The organism is Shumkonia mesophila (assembly GCF_026163695.1).
In the GTDB taxonomy this organism is placed as follows: domain Bacteria; phylum Pseudomonadota; class Alphaproteobacteria; order Rhodospirillales; family Shumkoniaceae; genus Shumkonia; species Shumkonia mesophila.
Genome location: NZ_JAOTID010000003.1, coordinates 111,127 through 134,131 on the forward strand (window position 1 = coordinate 111,127; position 23,005 = coordinate 134,131).

General features: G+C 64.8%; 21 protein-coding genes. 8 read left to right on the forward strand and 13 right to left on the reverse strand.

What is annotated here, in order from left to right; translation table 11 throughout:
• Positions 1–19 precede the first annotated feature (19 nt).
• The 4 genes from ODR01_RS07065 to ODR01_RS07080 all read right to left on the reverse strand — a co-directional run bounded on the left by ODR01_RS07065 (position 20) and on the right by ODR01_RS07080 (position 3,313).
• A complete protein-coding gene (locus tag ODR01_RS07065) occupies positions 20–712 on the reverse strand; it encodes a 4-carboxy-4-hydroxy-2-oxoadipate aldolase/oxaloacetate decarboxylase (RefSeq protein ID WP_316976925.1) in 693 nt (230 codons plus the stop codon).
• Complete coding sequence (locus tag ODR01_RS07070) at positions 709–1,437, reverse strand: PIG-L deacetylase family protein (RefSeq protein WP_316976926.1); 729 nt, start codon at positions 1,435–1,437, stop codon at positions 709–711. The genes ODR01_RS07065 and ODR01_RS07070 overlap by 4 nt, the downstream gene beginning before the upstream one ends.
• A gap of 68 nt (positions 1,438–1,505) precedes the next feature.
• Complete coding sequence (locus ODR01_RS07075; RefSeq protein WP_316976927.1) at positions 1,506–2,603, reverse strand: 4-oxalomesaconate tautomerase; 1,098 nt, start codon at positions 2,601–2,603, stop codon at positions 1,506–1,508.
• Entirely contained in the window at positions 2,600–3,313 is a 714-nt protein-coding gene (locus tag ODR01_RS07080; protein WP_316976928.1) for a TetR/AcrR family transcriptional regulator, read from the reverse strand. Before ODR01_RS07080 ends, ODR01_RS07075 begins: the two co-directional genes overlap by 4 nt.
• Positions 3,314–4,130: 817 nt before the next feature.
• Here ODR01_RS07080 and ODR01_RS07085 point away from each other — a divergent pair.
• From ODR01_RS07085 to ODR01_RS07110, 6 genes are all read left to right on the forward strand, one after another.
• Positions 4,131–5,111 (forward strand): Bug family tripartite tricarboxylate transporter substrate binding protein, encoded by a 981-nt coding sequence (locus ODR01_RS07085; RefSeq protein ID WP_316976929.1) that lies wholly within the window; start codon positions 4,131–4,133, stop codon positions 5,109–5,111.
• A 73-nt stretch (positions 5,112–5,184) separates the two neighbouring features.
• Positions 5,185–5,670: a tripartite tricarboxylate transporter TctB family protein gene (locus ODR01_RS07090; RefSeq protein WP_316976930.1), complete on the forward strand. Its 486-nt coding sequence runs from the start codon at positions 5,185–5,187 to the stop codon at positions 5,668–5,670.
• 15 nt (positions 5,671–5,685) lie between these two features.
• Positions 5,686–7,182 (forward strand): tripartite tricarboxylate transporter permease, encoded by a 1,497-nt coding sequence (locus tag ODR01_RS07095; protein WP_316976931.1) that lies wholly within the window; start codon positions 5,686–5,688, stop codon positions 7,180–7,182.
• Positions 7,183–7,244: 62 nt separating this feature from the next.
• The gene (locus tag ODR01_RS07100) at positions 7,245–8,360 is read left to right on the forward strand and encodes a 4-oxalomesaconate tautomerase (RefSeq protein WP_316976932.1); all 1,116 of its coding nucleotides are present in this window, start codon (positions 7,245–7,247) and stop codon (positions 8,358–8,360) included.
• Positions 8,361–8,379: 19 nt separating this feature from the next.
• Complete coding sequence (locus ODR01_RS07105) at positions 8,380–9,303, forward strand: LysR family transcriptional regulator (RefSeq protein WP_316976933.1); 924 nt, start codon at positions 8,380–8,382, stop codon at positions 9,301–9,303.
• A 148-nt stretch (positions 9,304–9,451) separates the two neighbouring features.
• Entirely contained in the window at positions 9,452–10,591 is a 1,140-nt protein-coding gene (locus ODR01_RS07110) for a M20 family metallopeptidase (protein WP_316976934.1), read from the forward strand.
• 25 nt (positions 10,592–10,616) lie between these two features.
• On the opposite strand, the gene ODR01_RS07115 is transcribed toward ODR01_RS07110, so the two are convergent.
• The 8 genes from ODR01_RS07115 to ODR01_RS07150 all read right to left on the reverse strand — a co-directional run bounded on the left by ODR01_RS07115 (position 10,617) and on the right by ODR01_RS07150 (position 19,538).
• Positions 10,617–11,579, reverse strand: coding sequence for an isoaspartyl peptidase/L-asparaginase family protein (locus ODR01_RS07115; protein ID WP_316976935.1), 963 nt, complete (start codon positions 11,577–11,579; stop codon positions 10,617–10,619).
• A 16-nt stretch (positions 11,580–11,595) separates the two neighbouring features.
• The gene (locus ODR01_RS07120; protein ID WP_316976936.1) at positions 11,596–13,026 is read right to left on the reverse strand and encodes a M20 family metallopeptidase; all 1,431 of its coding nucleotides are present in this window, start codon (positions 13,024–13,026) and stop codon (positions 11,596–11,598) included.
• Positions 13,027–13,077: 51 nt separating this feature from the next.
• A complete protein-coding gene (locus ODR01_RS07125) occupies positions 13,078–13,941 on the reverse strand; it encodes an alpha/beta hydrolase (protein WP_316976937.1) in 864 nt (287 codons plus the stop codon).
• 8 nt (positions 13,942–13,949) lie between these two features.
• Positions 13,950–14,969 carry an ABC transporter ATP-binding protein gene (locus ODR01_RS07130; protein WP_316976938.1) on the reverse strand — a complete coding sequence of 340 codons (1,020 nt, stop codon included), beginning with the start codon at positions 14,967–14,969 and terminating at the stop codon, positions 13,950–13,952.
• Positions 14,966–15,949 (reverse strand): ABC transporter ATP-binding protein, encoded by a 984-nt coding sequence (locus tag ODR01_RS07135; protein ID WP_316976939.1) that lies wholly within the window; start codon positions 15,947–15,949, stop codon positions 14,966–14,968. Before ODR01_RS07135 ends, ODR01_RS07130 begins: the two co-directional genes overlap by 4 nt.
• Entirely contained in the window at positions 15,946–16,863 is a 918-nt protein-coding gene (locus ODR01_RS07140) for an ABC transporter permease (RefSeq protein WP_316976940.1), read from the reverse strand. Before ODR01_RS07140 ends, ODR01_RS07135 begins: the two co-directional genes overlap by 4 nt.
• Complete coding sequence (locus ODR01_RS07145) at positions 16,860–17,837, reverse strand: ABC transporter permease (RefSeq protein ID WP_316976941.1); 978 nt, start codon at positions 17,835–17,837, stop codon at positions 16,860–16,862. Before ODR01_RS07145 ends, ODR01_RS07140 begins: the two co-directional genes overlap by 4 nt.
• Before the next feature lie 84 nt (positions 17,838–17,921).
• Entirely contained in the window at positions 17,922–19,538 is a 1,617-nt protein-coding gene (locus ODR01_RS07150; protein WP_316976942.1) for an ABC transporter substrate-binding protein, read from the reverse strand.
• Between the two features lie 137 nt (positions 19,539–19,675).
• Here ODR01_RS07150 and ODR01_RS07155 point away from each other — a divergent pair, with 137 nt between their 5' ends.
• The gene (locus ODR01_RS07155) at positions 19,676–20,614 is read left to right on the forward strand and encodes a MurR/RpiR family transcriptional regulator (RefSeq protein WP_316976943.1); all 939 of its coding nucleotides are present in this window, start codon (positions 19,676–19,678) and stop codon (positions 20,612–20,614) included.
• A 188-nt stretch (positions 20,615–20,802) separates the two neighbouring features.
• Here ODR01_RS07155 and ODR01_RS07160 read toward each other — a convergent pair whose 3' ends face one another.
• Positions 20,803–21,345, reverse strand: coding sequence for a TetR/AcrR family transcriptional regulator (locus ODR01_RS07160; protein WP_316976944.1), 543 nt, complete (start codon positions 21,343–21,345; stop codon positions 20,803–20,805).
• Positions 21,346–21,788: 443 nt separating this feature from the next.
• Here ODR01_RS07160 and ODR01_RS07165 point away from each other — a divergent pair, with 443 nt between their 5' ends.
• On the forward strand, positions 21,789–23,003 hold the full coding sequence (locus ODR01_RS07165) for an efflux RND transporter periplasmic adaptor subunit (protein ID WP_316977158.1): 1,215 nt from the start codon (positions 21,789–21,791) through the stop codon (positions 23,001–23,003).
• The last annotated feature ends 2 nt before the right edge of the window (positions 23,004–23,005 follow it).

Below are 23,005 nucleotides of genomic sequence, written 5' to 3' on the forward strand. Positions count from 1 at the left end.
ACGGGCCCCTTGCCCGCACTCAGTCCGGCTCGAAAGTATCGACGTAGCTGAGGCCGGCCCTTTCGAGCTTGGCCCGCATGTCATAGAGGTCGAGGCCCAGTTTGCCGGCCGCCAGCTGCCGGCGCGTGGCGTCTTCCTTGGCGGTACGCTTGGCCGAGGCTTCGGCCACAATGGCGGCACGGGCGCGCGGCACGACCACCACGCCGTCGTCGTCGCCGATGACGGCATCGCCGGGATGGATCATCACCCCAGCGCAGAGGATCGGCACGTTGACGGCGCCCAGCGTCGCCTTGACCGTGCCCTGCGCCGACACCGCCCTCGACCACACCGGAAAATCCATCTCGCGCAGCGGTCCGACGTCGCGGCAGCCGGCCTCGATGACGAGGCCGCGGCCGCCATGCGCTCGGACCGAGGTGGCCAGCAGGTCGCCGAACATGCCGTCGGTGTTTTCAGACGATACGCCGACCACCAGAATGTCGCCTTCCTTCATCTGTTCGACGGCGACGTGGATCATCCAGTTGTCGCCGGGATGCGTCCACACGGTGATGGCGGTGCCGGCTGCTTTCGCGCCGGCGTAGATCGGGCGCATGTAGGGCTTCAGGAGGCCGGTGCGCCCCTGCGCCTCATGGACGGTGGCGACGCCCTGGGCGCCCAGCGCATTGATCAGGTCCAAGGGTGTGCGTTCGATCTTGGTGACGACGACGTTTTTCATGACAGGTGATCCGTGACATGGGGGAAGACGCGCTGATAGCCTTCGGCATACTTGGTGGCCGTACGGTTGGAATTGCGCTTGGCTTGGACGCCGCGCTGCAAGCCCACCCGGGTGTAGTAGTCCCACAGGTGCTCCTGCGCGCCCATCGATTCGAAGGCCTTGCGCTTGACGTCCCAGACCTCGGTGATGTCGAGCAGCACCTGGGGCTTCCAGTTGCATTGTTCCGGCTGGTGCGGCTCGAACAGGAAGACCGGCGGCGCCCCGATGATCTTCTCTGCCCCGCGGAAGCCGTGGGCCTGGGCGACGATGCGCGCCTCCTGGGCCAGGTGGGTGGCCAGCGGATGGTCGAAGTTGTAGGGGTCTTCCAGCGAATGGCTGAGGACGAACTCGGGCTGAAGGTCTTGATAGATTTCGGCCAGCCGGTTCAACAGCTCAGGCGTGACGCGCAGTGGGTAGTCGCCGGCATCCAGGAACATCGTCTCCGCGCCCAGAATTGCCGCCGCCTGCTCGGCCTCGGCGCGGCGGGCTTTCTTGACCGCATCGAGCGTCATGCCGGGCTGCTTCCACAGCTTGGCCGACTCGCCGCGCTCGCCGTAGGACAGGCATACGATCAACACGCGGTAGCCGCGCTTGGCGTAAAGGGCAATGGCGCCGCCGGCGCGCCACACGAAGTCCGCCGAGTGGGCGCTTACGACCAACGCCGTTTTCGCCTTCTGTTCAGCCATGGTTGGTGTCTCTCCTTTGTGTATCGTAAATCGTCGGGCGCCGAAGTCGTAAAGCCGCCGCGGGACGCCTATACGGTGCCGCCCCAGGCGCGGGCCGGCACCAGGATGGCCCCTTCGAACAGCGGCCTCGCCGTGCGCAGCAGGGCGGCCCGTTCCACCTTCGGGGCGTCGGCCGTGCCGCCCACCTCGAGGTCGACCGAGAATTCTCCCGTGGGGTGCTCGACCGACAGGCGCTTGCGCCGCCCGTCCGGCACCTTGGCGACGCGGGCGCCGACCGAGCCGGGCAGCACGCAGGCGGTGGCCACCGTCACCGCGCCCAGCACGCCGATGGTCGAATGGCAGACATGGGGGATGAAGGTGCGGGTGCACACGCTGCCGCCCGCCCGCGGCGGCGCCACCAGCGACATCTTGGGCACCACTTGGTTGGCGACGTCACCCAGGTTCATCATCGGGCCGGCCTGAAGGCGGATCGATTCCAGCCGCTTCTTCAAATCGGCGTCGGCGTTCATCGCCTCGCGGCTCTCATAGCCGGTGCGCCCGAGGGCGGCGGCCTCCAGCACGACGACCGGCATGCCGTTGTCGATGAGCGTGACGTCGATGCCATCGATGGTGTCCACAAGGTTCCCGGTCGGCAGCAGCGCGCCGCAGGCCGAGCCCTCGGTATCGAGGAAGGCGATGGGAATGCCGGCCGCCTCGCCGGGGACCCCGTCGATGTGGACGTCGCCGTCGTAGTCGACCCGGCCGCCGGGGGTCTGGATGGTGGCCTCGGCGATCATTTCGCTGTTGACCATGAAGATGCGGACCACCGTCTCGGCATCGGTCGCCTTGACCATGCCCTTCTCGATGGCGAATGGGCCGACGCCGGCCAGCATGTTGCCGCAGTTGGGCTTGGTGTCGACCACGGCTTCGTTGACCACGACCTGGCAGAACAAGTAGTCGACGTCGGCCCCTTCGCGTGTCGAGGGGCTGACGATGGCGACCTTGCTGGTCAGCGGATCGGCCCCGCCGACGCCGTCGATCTGGCGGAGGTCGGGCGAGCCCATGGCGGCCAGCAGGATCCGGTCGCGCGTCGCGACGTCGCCGGGCAGGTCTTCGGCGCGGAAATAAAGGCCCTTGGAGGTGCCACCGCGCATCATCGTGGCCGGGATGCGGGCCTGCATGCTCATGCCGCGGTCTCCTTGTCCCTCCGCCGTGTGCGGCGGCCAGCTTTGGCCCGCGGGGCGACGGCGGTTGTTGGCGCGTCGATGCCCGGCGCCCTGAACCCTTCGGCGATGAACGGGACGAGGAAACGGGCCATGGTGCGGCTGTCACCCGGGTCGCACCGGCCGCGCGACAGGCGCCGGATGCGGTTGGGATCGATCAGCATGTAGTGGAGGATGCCCAGTACGAACGAAAACCGCCACAGCACCTCCTCGCGGCCGAGAGCCGGAAACTCCTTGCGGATGGCCTCGACGAAGGTCAGGCTGGTGGTATCGAAGTTGCGGGCGATCAGGTCTTCCAGAAAGTCCAGGTTCTCGCCGATCAGCACCGCCCTGAGACGCGTGAAGCGGGCGCCGCCGCCGACGGCGTCGACGCTGACATCGAGGGCCGGTTCCAGGAAGGCCGCGATGATCTGCTCGATCATCGGTGGCCGGCCGTCGCCCGGCGCGCACTCGGCCAGCCGCTGCAGGCGCGCGTTGTTCAGCGGCGTGCAGTAGCGCTCGTAGATGGCGTAAAGCAGCTGGTCCTTGGAGCCGAAATAGTAGCGAACGCTGGCCAGATTGGCTTCGGCCGCCGCGGTGAGTTCGCGCAGCGACACGTTTTTGTAGCCGCGGCTGGCGAACAGGTCCTCGGCGACGTCCAGGATCCGGCTGCGGGTTCGCGATTCAGGGGGCATGCGAGTTCCCATGACTGGGTCTAATTCAAACGTTTGTATTAATTGGTCGTCGTCTCGTCAAGGACAATGGAGAAGCCGCTGTCGGCCATCGCGCCAATCGCCAACCCGGATGTCTGCCTCTCTGAAAATTGTAACGCCGTGTTTCACCCGCCATGCGTGTTACACAGCGTTACACGATGCCATGCCCCGGACATCCGGCCGTTACCTGTACGCGGCATTTCTTGGCTCTACGGAGAGGTTTGGAAGAGGGCAGCGCTATGGACGTGGCATTCGACCATGGGATGCGGAAGCGTCAGTATTGGAAAGAGCGTCTAACCACGGCCGGGTTGAGCCTTGTCTTGCTGGTGGTCTTGCTGTGGATGCGGTGTTGTTCCAAGCCAACCGGTCGTCGCTCCGCGGATCGGGATGTACAGAGCCGTTAGTCATTAGCAGATTGATCGACAAAGGCTGCGAGTTCGTGGACTGATCCAGGTTTGGGCTTTGGGGGACGTCAGTAATGCGTATAACGCATTAATCAAATCAATTTCTGCAATTGTTGCGGGACGGCTAATCCGGCTTAATAAAACAAAAAGGGTGCATCAATACCAGAGAAGGAATGGTGGCTGCGGGGCTGGGGAGTCAAGCCCGTTTGGGTAATCGCGTGGATCAATTCGCAACGTATGTCGCGAAAGCGGCGTGTCGAAAGCGCCCGCCGGAAGTGCATCTGATGGATGCGGGGAGGCAAGGCTCCTCCTATGGAATTTGACAACATTTCGCGGAGCACAGTCCAGTACGCGTTCTTTGATCAGCAAATAGAACATATACAAGGAGGCATCCCATGAGACTGCGCAATGTCATCACGGCTGGAGTCATTGGCGTCTTTCTTGCCGCCACGGCTGGAGGCGCATTTGCCCAAAATTATCCGCGCCGGGCGGTGGAAATGGTCGTTCCGTTCGGGGCCGGCGGCGCCAGCGACATTTTCGCCCGACAGTTCGCCCAGATCGCCACCAAGTACCTTGGCGCGCCAATCACGATCGTCAACAAGGGCGGTGCCGGTACCATCGAGGGCATGACGTACGCATACAGCGCCCCCGCGGACGGATACACCATCCTGGAAGTCACCCCGTCGCTGCCGATCGTCGAGGCCCGAAATACCAGCTCCGTGAAGTTCCGCGCCGAATTCGAACCCATCATGAGGGTGCAGGCCGACGTGCAGCTGTTTGGCGTTCCGAAAAGCAGCCCATTCAAGACGCTGGACGACCTGATCGCCTTCGCCAAGGCCAATCCCAAGAAGCTGAAGATCGGCGGCATCTCGCCCGGGGCCCTGGATGATTACATCGCCAACGGTTTCGCCAAGGCGGCCGGATTCCAGTGGAACTACATTCCCTACAAAGGCGCTTCCGTGTTGAAGGCGGCTGTCCTGGGCGGCGAACTGGACATCTATCAGGACAAGGTCATTTCTTTCATGAGCCTGGTCGAGAGCGGCGATATTCGCCCCTTGGTGGTCCTCAGCGACAAGCGCCTCGACGTGCCCGGACTGAAGGAGGTGCCGAGCTCCGTGGAAAAGGGGATCAAGTTCACCCAGGGGTCTTGGCGCGGTTTCGTCGTCAAGAAGGGTACCCCGGCGGACGTCAAGAAGATCATCATCGACGCCTTCCAGAAGGCTTATGACGATCCGGCGTACAAGGCCGTGGAAAAGCAGCAGATGACGGATATCCTGCCCGGGTACCTGAAGGCCGATGACTTCCGCAAATCCTTGGATGCCGAGGTCGAAAGCTTCTCGGCGGTCTTCAAGGAACTGGGGTTGGTCAAGCAGTAGGCCGGTCCCGCCTGTTTTCACCGGATCGTCCCCAACGGGACGATCCGGTTTCTCTCGACGAGGGGCATTCGCAATGGCCGCCGAACTCATTTTCAACTGCCTGGTGGGCCTGGGGATCGTGTTTTTCCTGGTCCAGGCCTTTTCCCTGCCGCAGTCCGACAACCCAGGCGACGTCCTGGGCGCCGGCGGCTTTCCCGTCATCCTGGGTATCCTGGGGCTGATCGTGCTGGCGGTCATTACGGTCCGGGTTCTGCGGCAGAAGTCCAAGGTCAAGGTCCCCATGTTCGACCTGGGATCGCTGGACGGCCGCTCCCTGGCGCTCAACGTCGTCCTGCTGTTCGTCTATATCATGGTGCTGGACGTCATTGGGTTCGTCCTCTCGACGCTCCTCTACCTGCCGGTCGCCGGCTGGTCCATTGGCTACCAAAAACCGCTCCGCCTGGCTCTATACACCGTCGCCGTTACTGCAGTTCTCACCGGCGTCTTCGGCATCCTCTTCCTCGTGCCGTTGCCGCGCGGCGTCGGCCTGCTGCGCGAACTCAGCTACATAATCTTCTGAACGGGGAACGGGGAAATGGACGTCCTCATTCAAGCTTTCGGCCAAGTGTTCAGTCCGCTGTCCGCGGTCCTGGTGGTCGTGGGTACGGTATTCGGCATCGTCTGCGGCGCGCTTCCGGGGGTCAGCACCTCGTTGGCCATCATTCTCTGCCTGCCGTTCACGTACACGATGGCCCCGGTTTCCGCCGTCGTGTTGCTGATTGCGGTTTATGTGGGCGGCGCTTGTGGCGGATCGATTTCGGCCATCCTCATCAAGACGCCGGGAACCCCCGAAGCGGTGGCCACCACCTTCGACGGTTACCCGATGGCGCAGAAGGGCCAGACGGGAATCGCCCTGGGCCTGGCGGTGACCGCCTCGTCGTTCGGAACCATCTTCTCGGCCCTCGTCATGCTGGTGGCGGCCCCGTTGCTGGCCAAGGTGGCGCTGTCTTTCCAGAGCGCCGAATACTTCGGCCTCGGTCTGCTGGGCTTAAGCTGCATCACCAGCATCGCCGCCAAGGACCAGATGAAGGCCCTGCTCTCGGTGATCCTCGGCCTGATGATCTCGACCATCGGCATCGACAGCATCAACGGCGCCGAGCGCTTTGCGTTCGGACAGCCCTTCCTGCTCAACGGCATCAACTACATTTCGGTGATGATCGGCGCCTTCGCCATCGCCGAGGTCTTCAAGAACATCGAGGAATTCCGCCATCGCGACAACACCCTGCGCGAGGCCAAGGTGTCGATCAAGCTGATGAAGTTCGCCGAGATGCTCAAGATGTGGGCCACCTTCGTCAAGTCATCGATCATCGGCGTCATCGTCGGTATCATCCCGGCGGCGGGGGGCTCCATTTCCAGCCTGATCGCCTATGGGGAAGCCTCGCGATCGCACGCCCATGACCCGATCAAGTTCGGCGAGGGCAATCCGCGCGGCATCGTCGCCCCCGAAGCCGCCAACAACGCCGGTGTGGGAGGCGCGCTGGTGCCCACCATGGTCTTGGGCATCCCCGGAAGCCCGGTCACGGCCGTCATCATGGCCGCGTTCATCATCATCGGCCTCCGGCCTGGACCGCTGCTGCTCCGCGAGCAGCCGGTCCTGCTGGATTCCATTTTCCTGGCCCTGGTGTTTTCGGCGCTGCTGCTGTTCGTCGGCGGCCGCTTCGTCACGCGGCAGTTCGGGCACATCCTGAAGCTGCCCTATCCGCTGCTGGGCCCCCTGATCGTCGCCCTGGGCCTGGTCGGCGCCTATTCGCTTCAGAACAGCTTCTACGACGTGATCATCATGTTGGTCTTCGGCCTGGTGGGATACTTCTTCGACAAGTTCCATTACTCCAACCCGGCGCTGATCCTGGGGCTGATTCTGGGAGAACTGGTGGAGAATTCGCTGCGCAAGCAGATCATCATCGGCGACGGCAGCGCCATCGGCTTCGTCGAACGGCCGGTTTCCCTCGTCATCCTGGTGATGGTCGCCCTGACGTTCTTTTGGCCGCTGATCGGCAGTCTTCTGGGCAAAGGCAAGGTCCGCGCCGCGTGATGCCGGCGGGTCGGCAACCCGGCCCGCCGCCTCGTCCAACCCGCGGAAAGGGCGGTGACCGAATGCGATTGAGACCCATCCCTTACCTCTTCATGCGGGGGGGGACCTCCCGCGGGCCCTATTTCCTGCGCAGCGACCTGCCGGAAGACAGGGAAACACTGGCCGGCGTGCTGCTGGCGGTCATCGGCGCCGGGCATCCGGGAAACATCGACGGGCTCGGCGGCGGCAGCGCGGTGACGTGCAAGGTCGCCATGCTGTCAAAATCCGACCATCCCTGGGCCGAGGTAGACTACTTTTTCGCCCAGGTCATTTCCGCGAAGAGGGAGGTCGATTTCTCCCCGTCGTGCGGCAACATCCTGGCGGGCGTTGGGCCGGCCGCCATCGAGATGGGCTTGATCGAGCCTCGGGATGGCCAAACGACGGTGCGGATCCGGGCGGTCAATACCGGCTCGCTGATCGAGGCCGATATCCAGACCCCCGGTCGCGAAGTCGACTATGAGGGGCCCGCCCGCATCGATGGCGTGCCGGGAACCGCGGCGCCGATCAGGCTCAATTTTTCGGAAGTGGTCGGATCGAAGACGGGCCGGCTGTTTCCGACCGGAAACCGCATCGACGAAATCGATGGAATCCGGGTTTCCTGTGTGGATGCCGCCATGCCCATGGTGATTGCCCGGGCGGCGGATTTCGGGCTTTCGGGGTATGAAAGCAAAGCCGATCTCGACGCCACGCGGACGTTCTACGAGCGGATGGAGCCGATCCGCATCGAGGCCGGCCGGCGGATGGGCTTCGGCGACGTCTCGCGCAATGTCATCCCCAAGTTCGCCGTGCTCGCCGCCGCGCGCGCCGGCGGAACGGTGGCCTCGCGGTATTTCATGCCCTGGGACTGCCATCCCAGCTATGCGGTAACGGGCGGCATCGGGCTCTGTGCCTGCATCCTGTCTCCGGGGACGATCGCCGAATCGATTGTTGCCCCGCGTCCGTCCGGCCCCACCGCATCAATCTTCATCGAGCATCCGGCGGGAAGCCTGGAAATCGTTGCCGATTTCGCGATCACGGGGGGCCAACTCGACCTTCGCAAGATTGGGACCTTAAGAACGGCCCGCAAGCTTGCCTCGGGGCATGTTTACGTTCCTTCCCATCTTTGGCGGGTCGACGGGGGACCTTGTCAGTCGAAATAATTCTGCATAAAAATGCAATATGCGGATCAATTTCGAACTACTTGACCTGCGATCCTTCATTACGGTCGTCGAACTGGGAACGTTCCGCAAGGCGGCGGACGCCCTGAATCTGTCACAGCCCGCGCTTTCGCGCCGCGTCCAGTCATTGGAGGCGGCGCTGGGCGCGCCATTGCTCGAACGCTCGACGCGGCATGTGGCGACGACGGCATTTGGCCGAGAAATCGAGCCCTTGGCGCGGCGTTTGATCGACGAGTTCGAGAACCAGCTTCTGTCGATTTCCGGAGTGGGCGACCGTCAGGCCGGTCAGGTCACGATCGCCTGCGTACCGACGGCAGCATTCTATTTTCTCCCGAAGGCGATCAAGGAATTCAATAACCAATATCCGCGTATCGGTTTCCGCCTTCTCGATCTGTCGTCGGCCCAGGCGTTGGATAGTGTCGCGCGCGGCGAGGCCGAGTTCGGCATCAACTTCATTGGTTCGTCGCGCGGCGATCTTCATTTCACGCCGCTGGTCGAGGATCCGTTCGTGCTGGCCTGCCGGAAAGACCATCCGTTCGCCAAGCGTCGAAGCTTGAAATGGAAGGATCTCGAAAACCGGCAACTCATCGGCGTGAGCCGTGCCAGCGGCAACCGCGTTTTGCTCGATTCGGCCCTGGCAAAGACGACGGTCAGGCTGAGCTGGTTTTATGAAGTGAACCACCTGTCGACGTCGTTGGGATTGGTCGAGAGGGGGCTTGGCGTTTCCGTGCTGCCTCGATTGGCGACCCCGCAAGAGGATCATCCGTTGCTGATGACGGTTCCGCTCGTCGATCCGATCGTGACCCGGACCATTGGAATCGTCGAACGCCGCGCCGGCAGGCTTTCCCCGGCCGCCCAGCGGTTTCGGGATATGCTGGCGGGAAGCTGGACGATTGGACAGGACAACGAGCCCCCAACCCGGTAGGCCGCGGGCGGCTTGAGTTGATCGACCGGCGCCGCGATGGCATCTTGCTTCCGACGAGCGTCCTGGCGACCGACGGGCCCGCTGTCCCGGCCCACCTGGGTCGCTTGGCTGAGCGCTTTCCCGAGGAATGACCTGCATCGGATAGATAATGAACCCTCGCATTCCCGATCCCGTGGACTTGACCCGCCGCCTTGTCGCCTTCGATACCATCAACCCCCCGGGGCAGGAACGGGCGTGCGCCCAGTTCCTTGCGGATCTGCTGGTGGATGCCGGTTTCGACTGCGCCTTGCATGCCCTGGACGACAGCCGCGCCAGCCTGATCGCGCGGCTGGGCGATCGGGAGGCGCAGAAGGCCCCTTTGGCGTTCACCGGGCATATCGATACGGTACCGCTGGGCGCGGCGCCGTGGACGCAGGACCCGTTCGCCGGCGACATCGTCGGCGGCCGCCTGTACGGGCGCGGATCGAGCGACATGAAGAGCGGCCTGGCCGCCTTCGTCGCCGCGGCGATCGCCGAGGCTGAGCGGATCGGCGATGGGGCCGGGGTTCTGATGGCCATTACCGCCGGCGAGGAAACCGGGTGCGACGGCGCCATGACTTTGGCCGAGGGGGGCCATCTTGGCCGGGTTGGGGCCCTGGTGGTCGGTGAGCCGACGGCGAACCGGCCGTTCGTCGGTCACAAGGGAGCGTTGTGGCTGAAGGCGACGACGCATGGTGTCACCGCGCACGGCTCGATGCCCGAGCGCGGGGATAACGCCGTTTACAAGGCGGCCCGCGCGATCGGACGGCTTGAAAGCTTCGACTTCAACGTCGCCCGCCATCCGGTGTTGGGCAAGCCGACGCTCAACGTCGGAACCGTCAGCGGCGGCCTCAACATCAATTCAGTGCCCGACCGGGCCACCATCGGCATCGACATCCGGACCATTCCGGGCATGGACCATGGCTCGTTGCGGGAGGGGTTGCGGGGGTATGTCGGGGAAGGGGCGGACATCGAGACGCTGTTCGACCTGCCCGGCGTGTGGACCGAGCCCGCGGTTCCGTGGGTGCGGCGCGTGGCGGCGATCGTCGAGGCGGTAACCGGGGAGCCATTCACGCCACAGGCGGCGCCCTATTTCACCGATGCCTCGGTGATTACGCCCGCCTGCGGCGGCATCCCAACCCTGATCCTCGGGCCGGGGGAGCCGTCCATGGCCCATCAGACCGACGAGTACTGTCAGGTCGAGAGCATCCGGGCGGCGACGGAAATCTACCGGCGGATGATCGTCGATTGGATCGAGTCCCCGGCATAACCGCATGACGGCCGGATCGAGCGGGTCAATCCCGCTCGATCCGGCAGGGCTCGCGATAGATCGCGGTGTGCAGGCCGCCATCGGCGGTGACGAAGCCGCGATACATGCCGGGGCAATTGAACGGCATGGAGACGTGACCGGCGGCATCGACGGCGACGAGGCCGCCCGAACCGCCGATGGCCGCGAGTTCATCCATCACCACGGCGCTTGCCGCCTCATCCAGCGCCTGCTTCGCCCATCGGATGCGCGAGGCGACCTCGTGGCCGACGGCACGGCGAATGAAGAACTCGCCGTGCCCGGTCGCCGAGACTGCGCAGGACGCATTGTCGGCCCATGTTCCCGCCCCCGGCAGTGGGGAATCGCCGACGCGTCCCGGCATCTTCGCGGTCATGCCGCCGGTCGAGGTGGCGGCCGCGAGGTCGCCCAAGGCATCGCAGGCGACGGCGCCGACCGTTCCATGCTTGCGGGCCTCGTTGCCGTCGTCGGCGAGCCCGAGACGGTGCCGTTCCAGCACCTCTTGCAGGGCCTGCCAGCGGATTTCGGTGCGAAACCACGAGGTCGGCCTGTGTTCCAGACCGACCTGTCGGCAGAAACGGCGCGCCCCCGGGCCGGCCAGGAGAACGTGATCGGTCTGTTCCATCACAGCCCGCGCGGCCAGAACCGGATGGCGAGGCCCGCAGATGCCGGCGACGGCCCCGGCCCGGCGGTCCCGTCCGTCCATGACGGCGGCGTCCATTTCCATCTTGCCGTCGGCGGTGAACACGGCGCCGCGGCCGGCGTTGAACAGGGGGTCGTCCTCCAGCGCCATCACCGCCGCCGTGACGGCATCGAGGGCCGTGCCGCCGTCCCTCAGCACCGCGTGGCCGGCCCGCAGGGCGTGGCGCAACCCGGCGTGAAAGGCGTCCTCGCGTTCGGCCGTCATGGCTTCCCTGGGGACGGTGCCGGCCCCGCCGTGAATGGCCAGGACGGGGCGGATCGCAGGGGACATCGCCGGGTGCTCCTTCCTATGCCAAGGCCGCCGGGCGCGGCTGGACCGGCGGGTGGACGTCCTTGGGAATGGGACAGGCATAAGGCGTCTTCTGCGTGCGGTCGCGGAAATCCTTTTTGGCGCGGGCCATCAGTGCTTCGTCGGTCATCAGGTCGACGGCGGTGGCGGCCATGACCTTGGCGGCATAGGCCAAGCCCTTGTGGGCGGCCGGCGCCTTGCCCTGGGCGGTCAGCTGCCAGGAATGGCCCGGCGTGCCGATGGCACAGGTGGCGACCCGGGCCTCGACGGTGGGCACCGTCCAACTGACGTCGGCGACGTCGGTCGAGCCGATCATCGGCTCGCCGACGGCATCGAGCGGAACGATGAAGTCGCAGAGCGGCGTGGCCTCCCGCACCGGCAGTCCGACCCGCCGATAGCCGCTGAGGATGTCCTCGTCGCTCAGCGTGGCCTGGATTCTGGCGGCGTAGTCGCGGTCGGCGGCATCGAATCCCACCGGGCCGAGGCGCTGCATGTTGAGATGCATGGCCTCGCGCAGCGGCGTGTTGCCGAGCATGCTGGAAACCGCGCTGAGAATCGAGATGGTGACCTTGGTTTCGGTCATCAGGGCGGCCCCCTCGGCCACCTTCTTCACCCGCTCGTTGAGGGCGAGCATGCCATGAACGTCGCGGGCGCGAATGGCGTAGCGGACCTTGGCCGAGGCCTGGACCACGTTGGGCGCGATGCCGCCGGAATCCAGCATGGCGTAATGGATGCGGGCATCCTGCGGCATATGTTCGCGCATGTAGTTGACGCCGACGTTCATCAGTTCCACCGCGTCGAGCGCGCTGCGTCCCAGGTGCGGTGCCGCCGCCGCATGGGAAGCGCGGCCGGTGAAATGGAAGTCCATGCGCGTGTTGGCCAGCGACAGGGCCTCGTCGACCCGGGTCATTGATCCCGGATGCCAGGTGATGGCGACATCGACGTCGGCGAAGGCGCCGTCGCGGACCATGAAAGTCTTGGCGGCGCCGCCTTCCTCGGCCGGGCAACCGTAATAGCGCACACGGCCGGGCCGGCCGGTCTTTTCCAGCCACTCCTTAAGCGCAGTCGCCGCCAGCAGGGCGGCGGAGCCGAGAAGATTGTGGCCGCAGCCGTGGCCGGCGCCGCCAGCCTCGAGCGGCCTCGGCTCGGCGATGTTGGCTTCCTGGCTGAGGCCGGGCAGGGCGTCGTATTCGCCGAGAATGGCGATGACGGGCCCGCCTTGGCCGGCCTCGCCGATTACCGCCGTCGGGATGCCGGCCGCGTTCTCGGTCACCCGGAAGCCCTGGGCCCGCAGCATGGCCGTATGCTCGGCCACCGAGCGGTATTCGGCGTAGGCGATTTCCGGCATGCCCCAGATGCGGTCGCTGAGGTCGGCGAAATGCTTGTGGTGGTCGTCCACTAGTTTCCAGATGGCGTCGGAATTTTGCATGGAATCCTCATTGGGCTTCGTTGGGCTGAAGGGAAGGGGGTGGGGCCGCCGCTAGAAGTTCACGGCGGCGGGCGCGGTCATCTCGGGCAGCTGGCCTTCGAACCACAGACCAGCGGCGGCGGCGGACATGGCGCAGCCGTCGTGGGCAATGCCCGGCACCTCGGTCAGGCGCCAGTTGAAGGGCAGGCCGTATTTTTCCGCCGTCTCGCGGCCGCGGGCGAAATAGTTGCGGGCGCGGTGCAGGCGCCCCGGTCCCTGGGCCTGCGCCTCGGGCTGGGAGGGCAGGTTGTCGGCGTTGGCGTTGCAGTCGTCGATGCCGGCCAGGATGTGCAGCGGATAGGCAAAAAGGCGACGCAGCTCGTCCACCCCGAGGCCGAGGCCGCCCAGACCTTCCGGAAAGGCCTTTTCCAGGGTCGGCAGCGAGTACCAGCCCGCATTGGCGGCGATCGCCGCCTTGAACAGGGCGCCGCCGTGCGTCGAAATCATCCGGTGGACGAACTGGCCCCCGGCCGAATGGCCGTAGATGCGCGCCTTGGGCTGCTTCATGACGCTGACCTGCTGCAAGGCGGCGACGACGCGGCCCGGGATCGCGAAGACCCAGGCGTCGTGGGGCCGAACGCTGCCGTCGGCGTCGAAGACGAGGCCGTTATTGTAGTCCTCGGTCTCGGGATATTCGGCCCGCGCGAAGGTCGGCGCGACGATCAGAAGGCCGTGCCGGTCGGCCGCCGGAATCCAGAAGTCGCGATAATCGTCGCCGTTGCGGTTCATGCCATGCTGGACGATCACCACTGCGCAGTCCGGCGTGTGCCCGACCGGACGATAGGTGTTGAGCGTGAGGGGTCGCTCCGGGTTCAACGGATCGACGAACGGGATGGCGTTGCGGCCGTAATCGGCGAGAAGGCTCTTCAGGGACATGAAATACCTCAGATCTGGTCGCTAAGATGGCAGGCGGACTGCCGATGGGGAGCGATGTCGCGCAACACCGGCCTTTCCTCGCGGCAGCGCGCGATGGCGAACGGGCAGCGCGGGTGGAAGGTGCATCCCGGCGGTGGATTCAGGGGCGAGGGCAGTTCACCCTGCACCGGCTGGAATTTCCGGCGGCGGCGCTTGACCGAGGGGATCTCGGCCAGCAGGGCGCGCGTGTAGGGGTGGGCCGGCTGGGCGAACAGGTCGGCAGCCGGGGCGATTTCCACCAGGCGTCCGAGATACATGATTGCCACCCGGTCGGCGATGTGGCGCACTACCGACAGGTCGTGACTGATGAACAGATAGGTCAACTCGTACTTGTCGCGCAGGTCCATGAAGAGGTTGATCACTTGGGCCTGGATGGAGACGTCGAGCGCGGCGATCGGCTCGTCGCAGACGAGAAAGCGCGGATTGACGATAAAGGCTCGCGCGATGCCGATGCGCTGGCGCTGGCCGCCCGAGAACTGATGCGGATAGCGCTCCTTGTAGCTGGGATCGAGGCCGACTTCAGCCAGCGCCCTGTCGACCCGTTCGACCACCTCGCCACGGTTTTCCACCATGCGATGGACCTTCAGGGGCTCGGCGATGATGTCGCCGACCTTCTGGCGCGGATTGAGCGAGGCATAGGGGTCCTGGAAGATCATCTGGACTCCCAGGACGTAGGCCAGCCTGTCGCGGCCGGCCAGCGTGGCGGCCGGTTGTCCGTCGAACGTCACGCGGCCCCGCGTCGGCGGCAGGATGCCCGAAACCATCCGCCCCAGCGTCGATTTCCCGCAGCCCGACTCGCCGACCAGCCCCAGCACCTCGCCCCTGCGTACGGCAATGTCGACGTCTGTAACCGCCCTGAGGACTGGCGGCAGGGCCTTGCGGCCCAGCAGGGCGAGAAGCCGCTCGGCCAGGACCGGCGGGCGCTGGAAGTCCCGCGACAATCCCTCCAGCCCGATGATGGGCGTCGTTTGCGCCGGCGTTGCGATCATGGGCGATCCCCCTGGGGAATGGGGTGATGACAGCGCCAACTCTGGCCGCCGGGGCCCTCGGTGACGTCGGGCTCCCGTTCGGCGCACAGCGGCCCCGCCCGCTGGCAGCGCAGGCGGAAGGCGCAGCCCACGGGGCGCGCCGCCAGGCTGGGGGCGGTGCCGTCGATCTGGCGCAGACGGCTGCCGGGCGCGTTCTCGGCGGGAATGGAATCCAGCAAACCCTGGGTGTACGGATGACACGGACGATCGAGGACGTCGTCGATGCCGCCGATCTCGACGATGCGGCCCGCATACATCACGGCCACGCGGTCGGCCAATTCCGAGACCACGCCCAGATCGTGGGTGATCCAGATCAGCGCCGTGCCGGTTTCCCGGGCCAGGGTCTGCATCTCGGCCAGAATCTGGCCCTGGATGGTGACATCCAGGGCCGTCGTCGGTTCGTCGGCGATGATCAGGTCGGGTTTGTTGAGCAGCGCCGTGGCGATGGCGACGCGCTGGCGCATCCCGCCCGAAAACTCGTGCGGATACTGGTCGATGCGGGTTTCCGGAGAGGTGATTCCGACCTGCCGGAGGGCGGCGATGACGCGCTCGCGGGCGGCCGGCAACGGCACGTCCGCATGCTCGCGGATCGCCTCCACCATCTGCTCGCTGACGGTGAGCACCGGATTGAGCGCGGCCAGCGAGTCCTGGAAGATCATGGCGATCTCTTTGCCCCGCAACTGGCGCAGCGCTGGCTCGCCGAGGGTCCGCAAGTTCCGTCCTTTGAAAAGAACCTCGCCCTCGACGACCTCGCCGGGTGGATCGATCAAGCCGATCAGGGACAGCCCGGCGACCGATTTGCCCGATCCCGACTCGCCGACCAGCCCCAGCACCTCGCCCGACCGCATGGTGAAGCTGATGCCGTCGACGGCGGGATAGGCGCCTTCGAGAAAGTGAAAGACGGTCCGCAGGCCGCGCACGTCGAGGAGGGTGTCGCTCATGATCGCCGCGAGTCCAGCGCTTCGCGGAGACGGTCCCCGACGAGGTTGAGCGAGAAGATGAGGACGAGCAGGGCGAGCCCCGGAAACAGGCTGATCCAGTATTCGCCGCTCATCAGGAACTCGAAGCCGCTGGCGACCAACAGACCGAGCGAGGGTTGCGTCACCGGGACCCCGACGCCCAGGAAGGAAAGCGTCGCCTCCAGGGTGATGGCATGGGCGACGTAAATGGTGGCGACCACCAGCACGGAACCGATGCTGTTCGGTAAAAGGTGGCGGAACATGATGCGCCAGCTCGGATAGCCCAGGTTTTCCGCCGCCTCGACGTATTCCTTACGTCGTTCCACCATAGCCGCGGCGCGCATGATGCGGGCGTAGGTAGCCCATTGGACGACGACGATGGCGATGATCACCTTGTCGACCCCGCGCCCGATCACCGCCAGCAGCACCAGTGCCACCAGAATGGAGGGGAAGCCCAGGATGAAGTCGACCAGGCGCATCAGCAGGGCGTCGATCCGGCCGCCGAACATGGCGGCGAGCAGGCCCACCGTCACGCCGATGGAAAGCGCCAGGCTGGTTGCCGCCAGCCCGACCAGAAGGCTGATCCGCATGCCATAGAGAATGGCCGACACCATGTCGCGCCCCTGGGAATCGGTGCCGAGCCATACGGTCAGGCCGTCGAGGCTCCGCTCGCCCGGCGACAGGCGATTGTCCATGACGCTGAAGGTGGACAGGTCATAGGGGTTCTGCGGCGCGGCGAACGGCAGCAGCAGACCGGCTGCGAGGATGATGACGAGGGCGATCAGCGCCGTCTTCATGTTGGGCCGGCGCTTGATGCGCCGCAGGTTGAAGCGGCGCTGCGGGGTTTCCACCAGCGGCGGGACCAGCGTGGGATCGATGGGGCGCGGCCTGGTCATGACGCGCGGTCCATCAGCTTCACGCGCGGGTCCAGCGCCGCGTAGATAAGATCGACGATCAGGTTGATCAGGACGAACAGGAAGGTGATCAGCATGACGTAGGAAACCACGACCGGCCGGTCTAGCCGATAGATGCTGGTGATCAAAAGCTTGCCCATGCCGGGCCAGGCGAAGACGGTTTCGGTGATGGTGGAAAAGGCGATCAGCGCGCCGAACTCGATGCCGAGCACCGTAATCACCGGGATGAGGATGTTGCGCAGGATGTGCCGGCGCACGATGCGTTGCGGCCGCACTCCCTTGGCGCGGGCGAATTTGACATAGTCCTGGGTGCGCGCCTCGGCGGCGCCGGAGGCCGTGAGGCGGGTCATCAGCGCCGTGTTGGGGATGGCGAGGTTGAGCACCGGCATGACGAGATGGCGAACGCCGTCCCAGGTCAGGAAGCTGACCGGAATGCCGAGGAGGTCGACCGTCTCGCCCCGCCCCGAGGTGGGAAGCCAATGCAGCCACACCGAGAGCAGCAGGATCAGCATCATCCCCTTCCAGAAATTGGGGATGGAATAGCCGAGAATGGACCCGGTCATGATGACGCGAGAAAGCGAGGCGTCGCTGTTCAGCCCGACGTACAGGCCGAGCGGAATGCCGACCAGGCTGGCGATGAGAAGGGCGAAGAACACCAGCTCGAAGGTGGCCGGCATGCGCTCGATGATGATCTGGAGGGCCGGCTCGCCATGCACGAACGATATGCCGAGATCGCCCTGCATGGCGTTGCCGAGAAACGTCAGGTATTGCATCCAGACCGGGCGATCAAGGCCCAGCGCCCGAACCATCATCTCCCGCTCGTGCTGGGTGGCTTCCGGGTTGATCAAGAGCTCGACCGGGTCGCCGACCGCAAAGACCGCCAGAAAGACGACAAGCGAAACGGCCAACAGGACGGCCGTGCTTTGAAGCAGCCTCTGGAGGATGAAAGTCCCCACGTACGCGTCCCTGGGCTGGGGTTGAGGGGGCGGGCGGCCTTCCGGGCCGCCCGCTTCCCGTGGACGATCGGCCGCCGGGCCGGATTATTTAACCGCCTTGGCCAGCGCCGGAAGTGTGTACTGGTCCATGCGGCCTTCGAATTGGATGCCCTTGCGGAACGCCCAGATCGTGCTTTCGAAGTGAATCGGGATGTCCGGCAGCTTCTTCAAGGCGAGCTTGCCGGCTTCCCGCAACAGCTCGGCGCGTTTCGTCTCGTCGACGGTGGCGATCGCCTTGAGGATCACCGCGTCGAAGGCCGGATCGGACCAGCCGCCGTAGTTGGAGCGGCCGACGCCGCGGTCCTTGTCGAGGGTGGCGACGAATTGCTGCAGGAACGAGGAGGCGCCCCCGGTGGTCGAGCCCCAGCCGCCCATGGACAGGGCAAATTCGCTCTTGCTGCGGCGGGTGAAGAAGATGGAGGCCGTCATGGCATCCACGTCCGCCTGGATGCCGACGCGGCTCAGGTATTGGGCGATGGCCTGGGCGACCTGGGAGTCGTTGATGTAGCGGTCGTTGGTGGCCGCGAACGTCACCTTGAAACCGTTCGGATATCCGGCCTCGGCCAGCAGCTTCTTCGCCCCCTCCGGATCATAGACCAGCGGTTCCGGATTGGGTTGGGCGCCGAACATCGTTTCCGGCACGAACTGGCTGGCGGGCGCGGCGGCTCCGTCCATGATGCGCTTGACGATGGTGTCGCGGTCGATCGCCATCGAGATGGCCCGGCGCACGCGCTCGTCCTTGAAGGGGTTGGTTCCGTTCTGGGTGACGACAGATGGGCTCTGGTCCTTGGAGACGTTCATCTGCAGGAAGATCACGCGGTTCGACGGGCGGATCGTCACCCCGAACCTGGGATCGCCCTCCAGTTGCCTGACGTCGCGGGCCGCCGGGTTTTCGATGAGGTCGTAGTTGCCAGCCAGCAGGCCGGCCAGGCGCGGGCCGGCGTTGGGAATCGGCAGCAGGGTCACCTTCTCCCAGGCCGGCTTTTCGCCCCAATAGTTTTCATTGCGGGCCAGTTCGACGCCAGCCCCCTTGGTGTACTTGGTCAGCTTGAAGGGGCCGGTGCCGATGGCGTCCTCGCCGCTGTTGAACCGCGCCAGGGTCGGCCACTCGCCGGTGACGCCGCAGCCCTTCGCAAGGTCGAAGGCGATCTCACCATGCTTGACGATGCCGGCGCTCAGGATGGCCATCTCGGCCATCCTTTCGGGCATCAACGGTTCCGGCACCTTGGTGGTGATCCTGACGGTGTGGTCGTCGGGCGTTTCGATCTTGGCGAAGTTGGTGACGGGATTGCCGAAATAGTCGGAGATGGCCTGCGGGTTGTTCCTGACCCGGCAGAAGGTGAAGATGACGTCCTTGGCTGTGAACGGCGCTCCATTGGAGAACTTGACGCCCTTGCGCAGGTTGAAGGTCCAGACGTTGTCGCCCTCGACCGACCAGGACGTCGCCAGGTCGGGGACGGTCTGCTGGTTCGCGTCCGTCGTCACCAGCGCGCCGTACAGGCTGCGCGCCAGGCCGTTGTTGGGGGTGAAGCTGTGGTAGTGCGGGTCGGTCGACGTCGGTTCGGAAGCAAGGCCGACGGTCAACGTCGCCGCCGATGCGCCGACCGGCAGCAGGATCGGCAAAGTCAGGAAGCTTAGGATATGCAGGAAGTTGGTTCTCACGGGTGGGGCCTCCTCTCCTGGAATGGGTGCTTATCGGAAGCGGCGGGCTCTCCGGCCTTATGCCGACTTGAAACACGCGGGCGAATATGAAACAAAAGTTCCATAGAAATGAAAACCATGGAAATCAATCGTCGTCAATGGCCGGCACCCCCCTCAGAGCGATGTATTATTCCGATACGGCTAACCGCATCGCACATGCCTATGCTTTGCTCAGCAAATCGCACAAAAAGATTGCAGACTTCATCCTGGGGGCGCCCGCCGAAGCGGCGATGATGACCATCGACGAACTGGCGAAGGCTTGCCTCGTCTCCAATGCGACGGCGAATCGATTCGCCAAGGCCATCGGCTTCGACGGCTTCGCCGAGTTCAGGGCCCGCCAGATCGAGGCCATCAAGCAGACGCTGGCGCCGGTGGAAAAGCTGAAGGCCGGACGGGACGGGTCGGCCAGCAGCTTCGATATCATTTCGGACAGCATCCGACACGACCTGGAGAACCTCGAGAAGACGCGGGAAACGCTGGCGCCGGAAAGCTGCGGAAAGGCCGTGGACCTGATTCTTGCGGCGGAACGCATCTTCATTTTCGGATCGGGGATCAGCTATTACATCGCCGGCATCCTGACGCACGGGCTGGAACCCTTCTGTCGCGGCAACGTGTCGATGATGGGCATGACCGGCGGCGTCAACTCAGCCCTGCGCAGGCTGGTCCATGCGGGGGAGCGGGATCTGGCGATCTTCATTTCCTTCCCCCGCTACGCGCCCGATACCCTGGAACTGAGCGAAGCGGCGAAACGCCAGGGAGCGCGTATTCTCTGTATCACCGATCGCCCGACCTCGCCATTGGCCCGCTATGCGGACGTGGCGCTTTACGTGCAGGCCGAGCGGCGCCTGCTTCCCAACTCGGCGACCGCGGCTTTCGCGCTGGCGGATGGCCTGGCGGCGGCGGTGGCCAATCGCCGCCGGGAAGGCATCGATATCCAGATGCGGCTCGCGGCCCGCTACCTGCCCGGACTGGCCGAGGGCCCGAGTGGTGACGCGGAGCGTGGCAGCAAGAAGGGGCGCAAACCCGGCGAGCCGTGACGGCGGCCGAGGGGGACTGTCCGTCTGCCACGATGCTTTTGCCGCCGGTGTCTTGAACATCTAGGTCAGGGCGCGGTTGGCACAATCCATCCAAACCCCGCCCCAAGGGGCCCACTCCAATCCGAGGCCAGTGTTGGACGCCGATTGACAGCCAGGTGACGAAGCTGCCCGGAATCCGCTGAGCGCGCCTATCGCGAGCGGATGCCGTTGATGAAAACGTGGATGCACCGGCGGATGTAGGTTTTTCGCTTATCCCCGCCGGGCCATTCGAGTTCGCCCCTCGTCTTGTCCACGACGGCGCCGAAAATCATGTCCATCAGCATCCTGGCGGCGCTGTCGACGTCATCGATCTCAATCCTTCCTAGCGTGCGCTGGTGCGCGAACCAATCGGCCAGCAAGGCGAGTGACATCTCCGGGCCGCGCTGGCGGACGAGCGTGTCTATCTCAGGGAATTGCGCGGATTCCATCAGCGCAAAACGCAGGAAGGCCACCCGTTCGCGATCCGCCTCGGCGTCGATGTCGATCATGAAGATCGCTTCCAGCGCATCGGTGAGCGGCAGATCGTCATAGTAGCCAGGCAGATCGAGCATGCTCTGGCGATGTGCATCGACGACCGCCGCAAGAAGATCCTCTTTGCTCGAGAACAAACGGTAGAGCGTCCGCTTGGAGATCTTGCAGCGTGCCGCGACCTTGTCCGTCGTGGTGCGGGCATAACCCTCCTCGATGAACATCTCTCGCGCCTGGAGGACAACGGCGTCGCGCTGGACGTCGTCCGGTACGACCTTCGGCCGACCGCGAAGTCTTGGCGGGGTGATCTCCCGTCGATTCCGTTCCCTATTCAACAGTCCGTCCTTTCCCGCGTTCGGCCCGGCACTGGTCCCCGGTCGAACCGTTCGGTTACAAAAAGAAACATTCCGTTACAAAGAAATGTCCCCGCGGACATCCGCCAGCAACAATCCGGGCGTTAGCTGGCGCCGCCTCACTTTTTCTCATATCGCGATTGACATCGAAGACGCAATCATAATATGGGTACGAACAAGTTTCCTAAATATGGATACCGATTGTGCAATCAAATCCCTTCCCCCGTCTCCCTGGCACCGGTTGGATGAAACGGTCACTACCGGCCGGTGTCGTTCGGCGTCGCCTGCGTGGTTCGATGTTCCTTGCCTTGATCATGCTGCTCATGCCAGGAGGCTGCTTCGATCAAGCCGAAAATCAAGCCGCTTCATCGCTTGTGGCGAGTCGTCCCGAGGTCGGCGTCGTCACGCTTCGTCCCCAGTCGGTCGCGATCACGGCGGAATTGCCGGGGCGCACGGCGGCCTCTCTTGTCGCCGAAGTGCGCCCTCAGGTAAACGGCATCATCCAGCGGCGTCTGTTTAAAGAGGGCACCGAGGTTGCCGCCGGCGAGGCACTCTATCAGATCGATCCGGCGAGCTATCAGGCCGCCTACGACAGCGCGGTTGCAACGCTTCAGAAGGCCTCGGCCTCGGTGCCGAGCGCGCAGGCCAAGGTCGAGCGCTATCAGGGGCTTATCAAGAAGGATGCCGTCAGCAGGCAGGATCTCGACGACGCGATGGCGACCCTGGCCCAGGCCAAGGCCGACGTGGCCTCCGCGCAAGCGAGCGTTGCAGCCGCCCGGATCGATCTCGCCTATACGAAGATCACGGCCCCGATAGCCGGCCGGGTCGGCAAGTCCTCGCTGACGCAAGGCGCATTGGTGACGGCAAATCAGGAAACCGCACTGACCACCATTCGCAAGCAGGACCCGATCAACGTCGACGTGACGCAATCGAGCACCAACCTCCTCAACCTTCTTCAGGCCGTGAACGAGGGCCGGCTGAAGCTCGGTGGATCGAACATCAGCGTGAAGCTGAAACTCGAAAACGGCACGATCTATCCGTACGAGGGTAAGCTGGAGTTTGCAGAAGCCAATGTCGACGAAGCCACCGGCACCTTCACGCTACGGGCTGAATTTCCCAATCCCGAGCGGCTGCTTCTGCCCGGCGTGTACGTGCGGGCGATCGTCGAGGAAGGCATTGCCGAGAACAGCTTTCTCGTGCCCCAGCGGGCCGTCAGTCGCAACACCAAGGGTGAGGCCACGGCCATGTTCGTCAACCGGGAGGGTAAGGTCGAGGAGCGCGTGCTTTCCATCCAAAACAGTGTCGGCAACAACTGGTTGGTCGATTCCGGCGTCGACGACGGCGACCGGGTCATCGTCGAAGGAGTGCAGTTTGTTCGCATCGGCCAGGAGGCGACGCCTATCGAGGTGACCATCGACGAGACGACGGGCGAGGTTCGGGAACGCAAGACGGGGGCGCTTTCCGACGGCAAGGCGGTCGCTGTCGCCAATCGCGAACCGGCCACGACGGCCGATACCGGCAGGAACTGAGG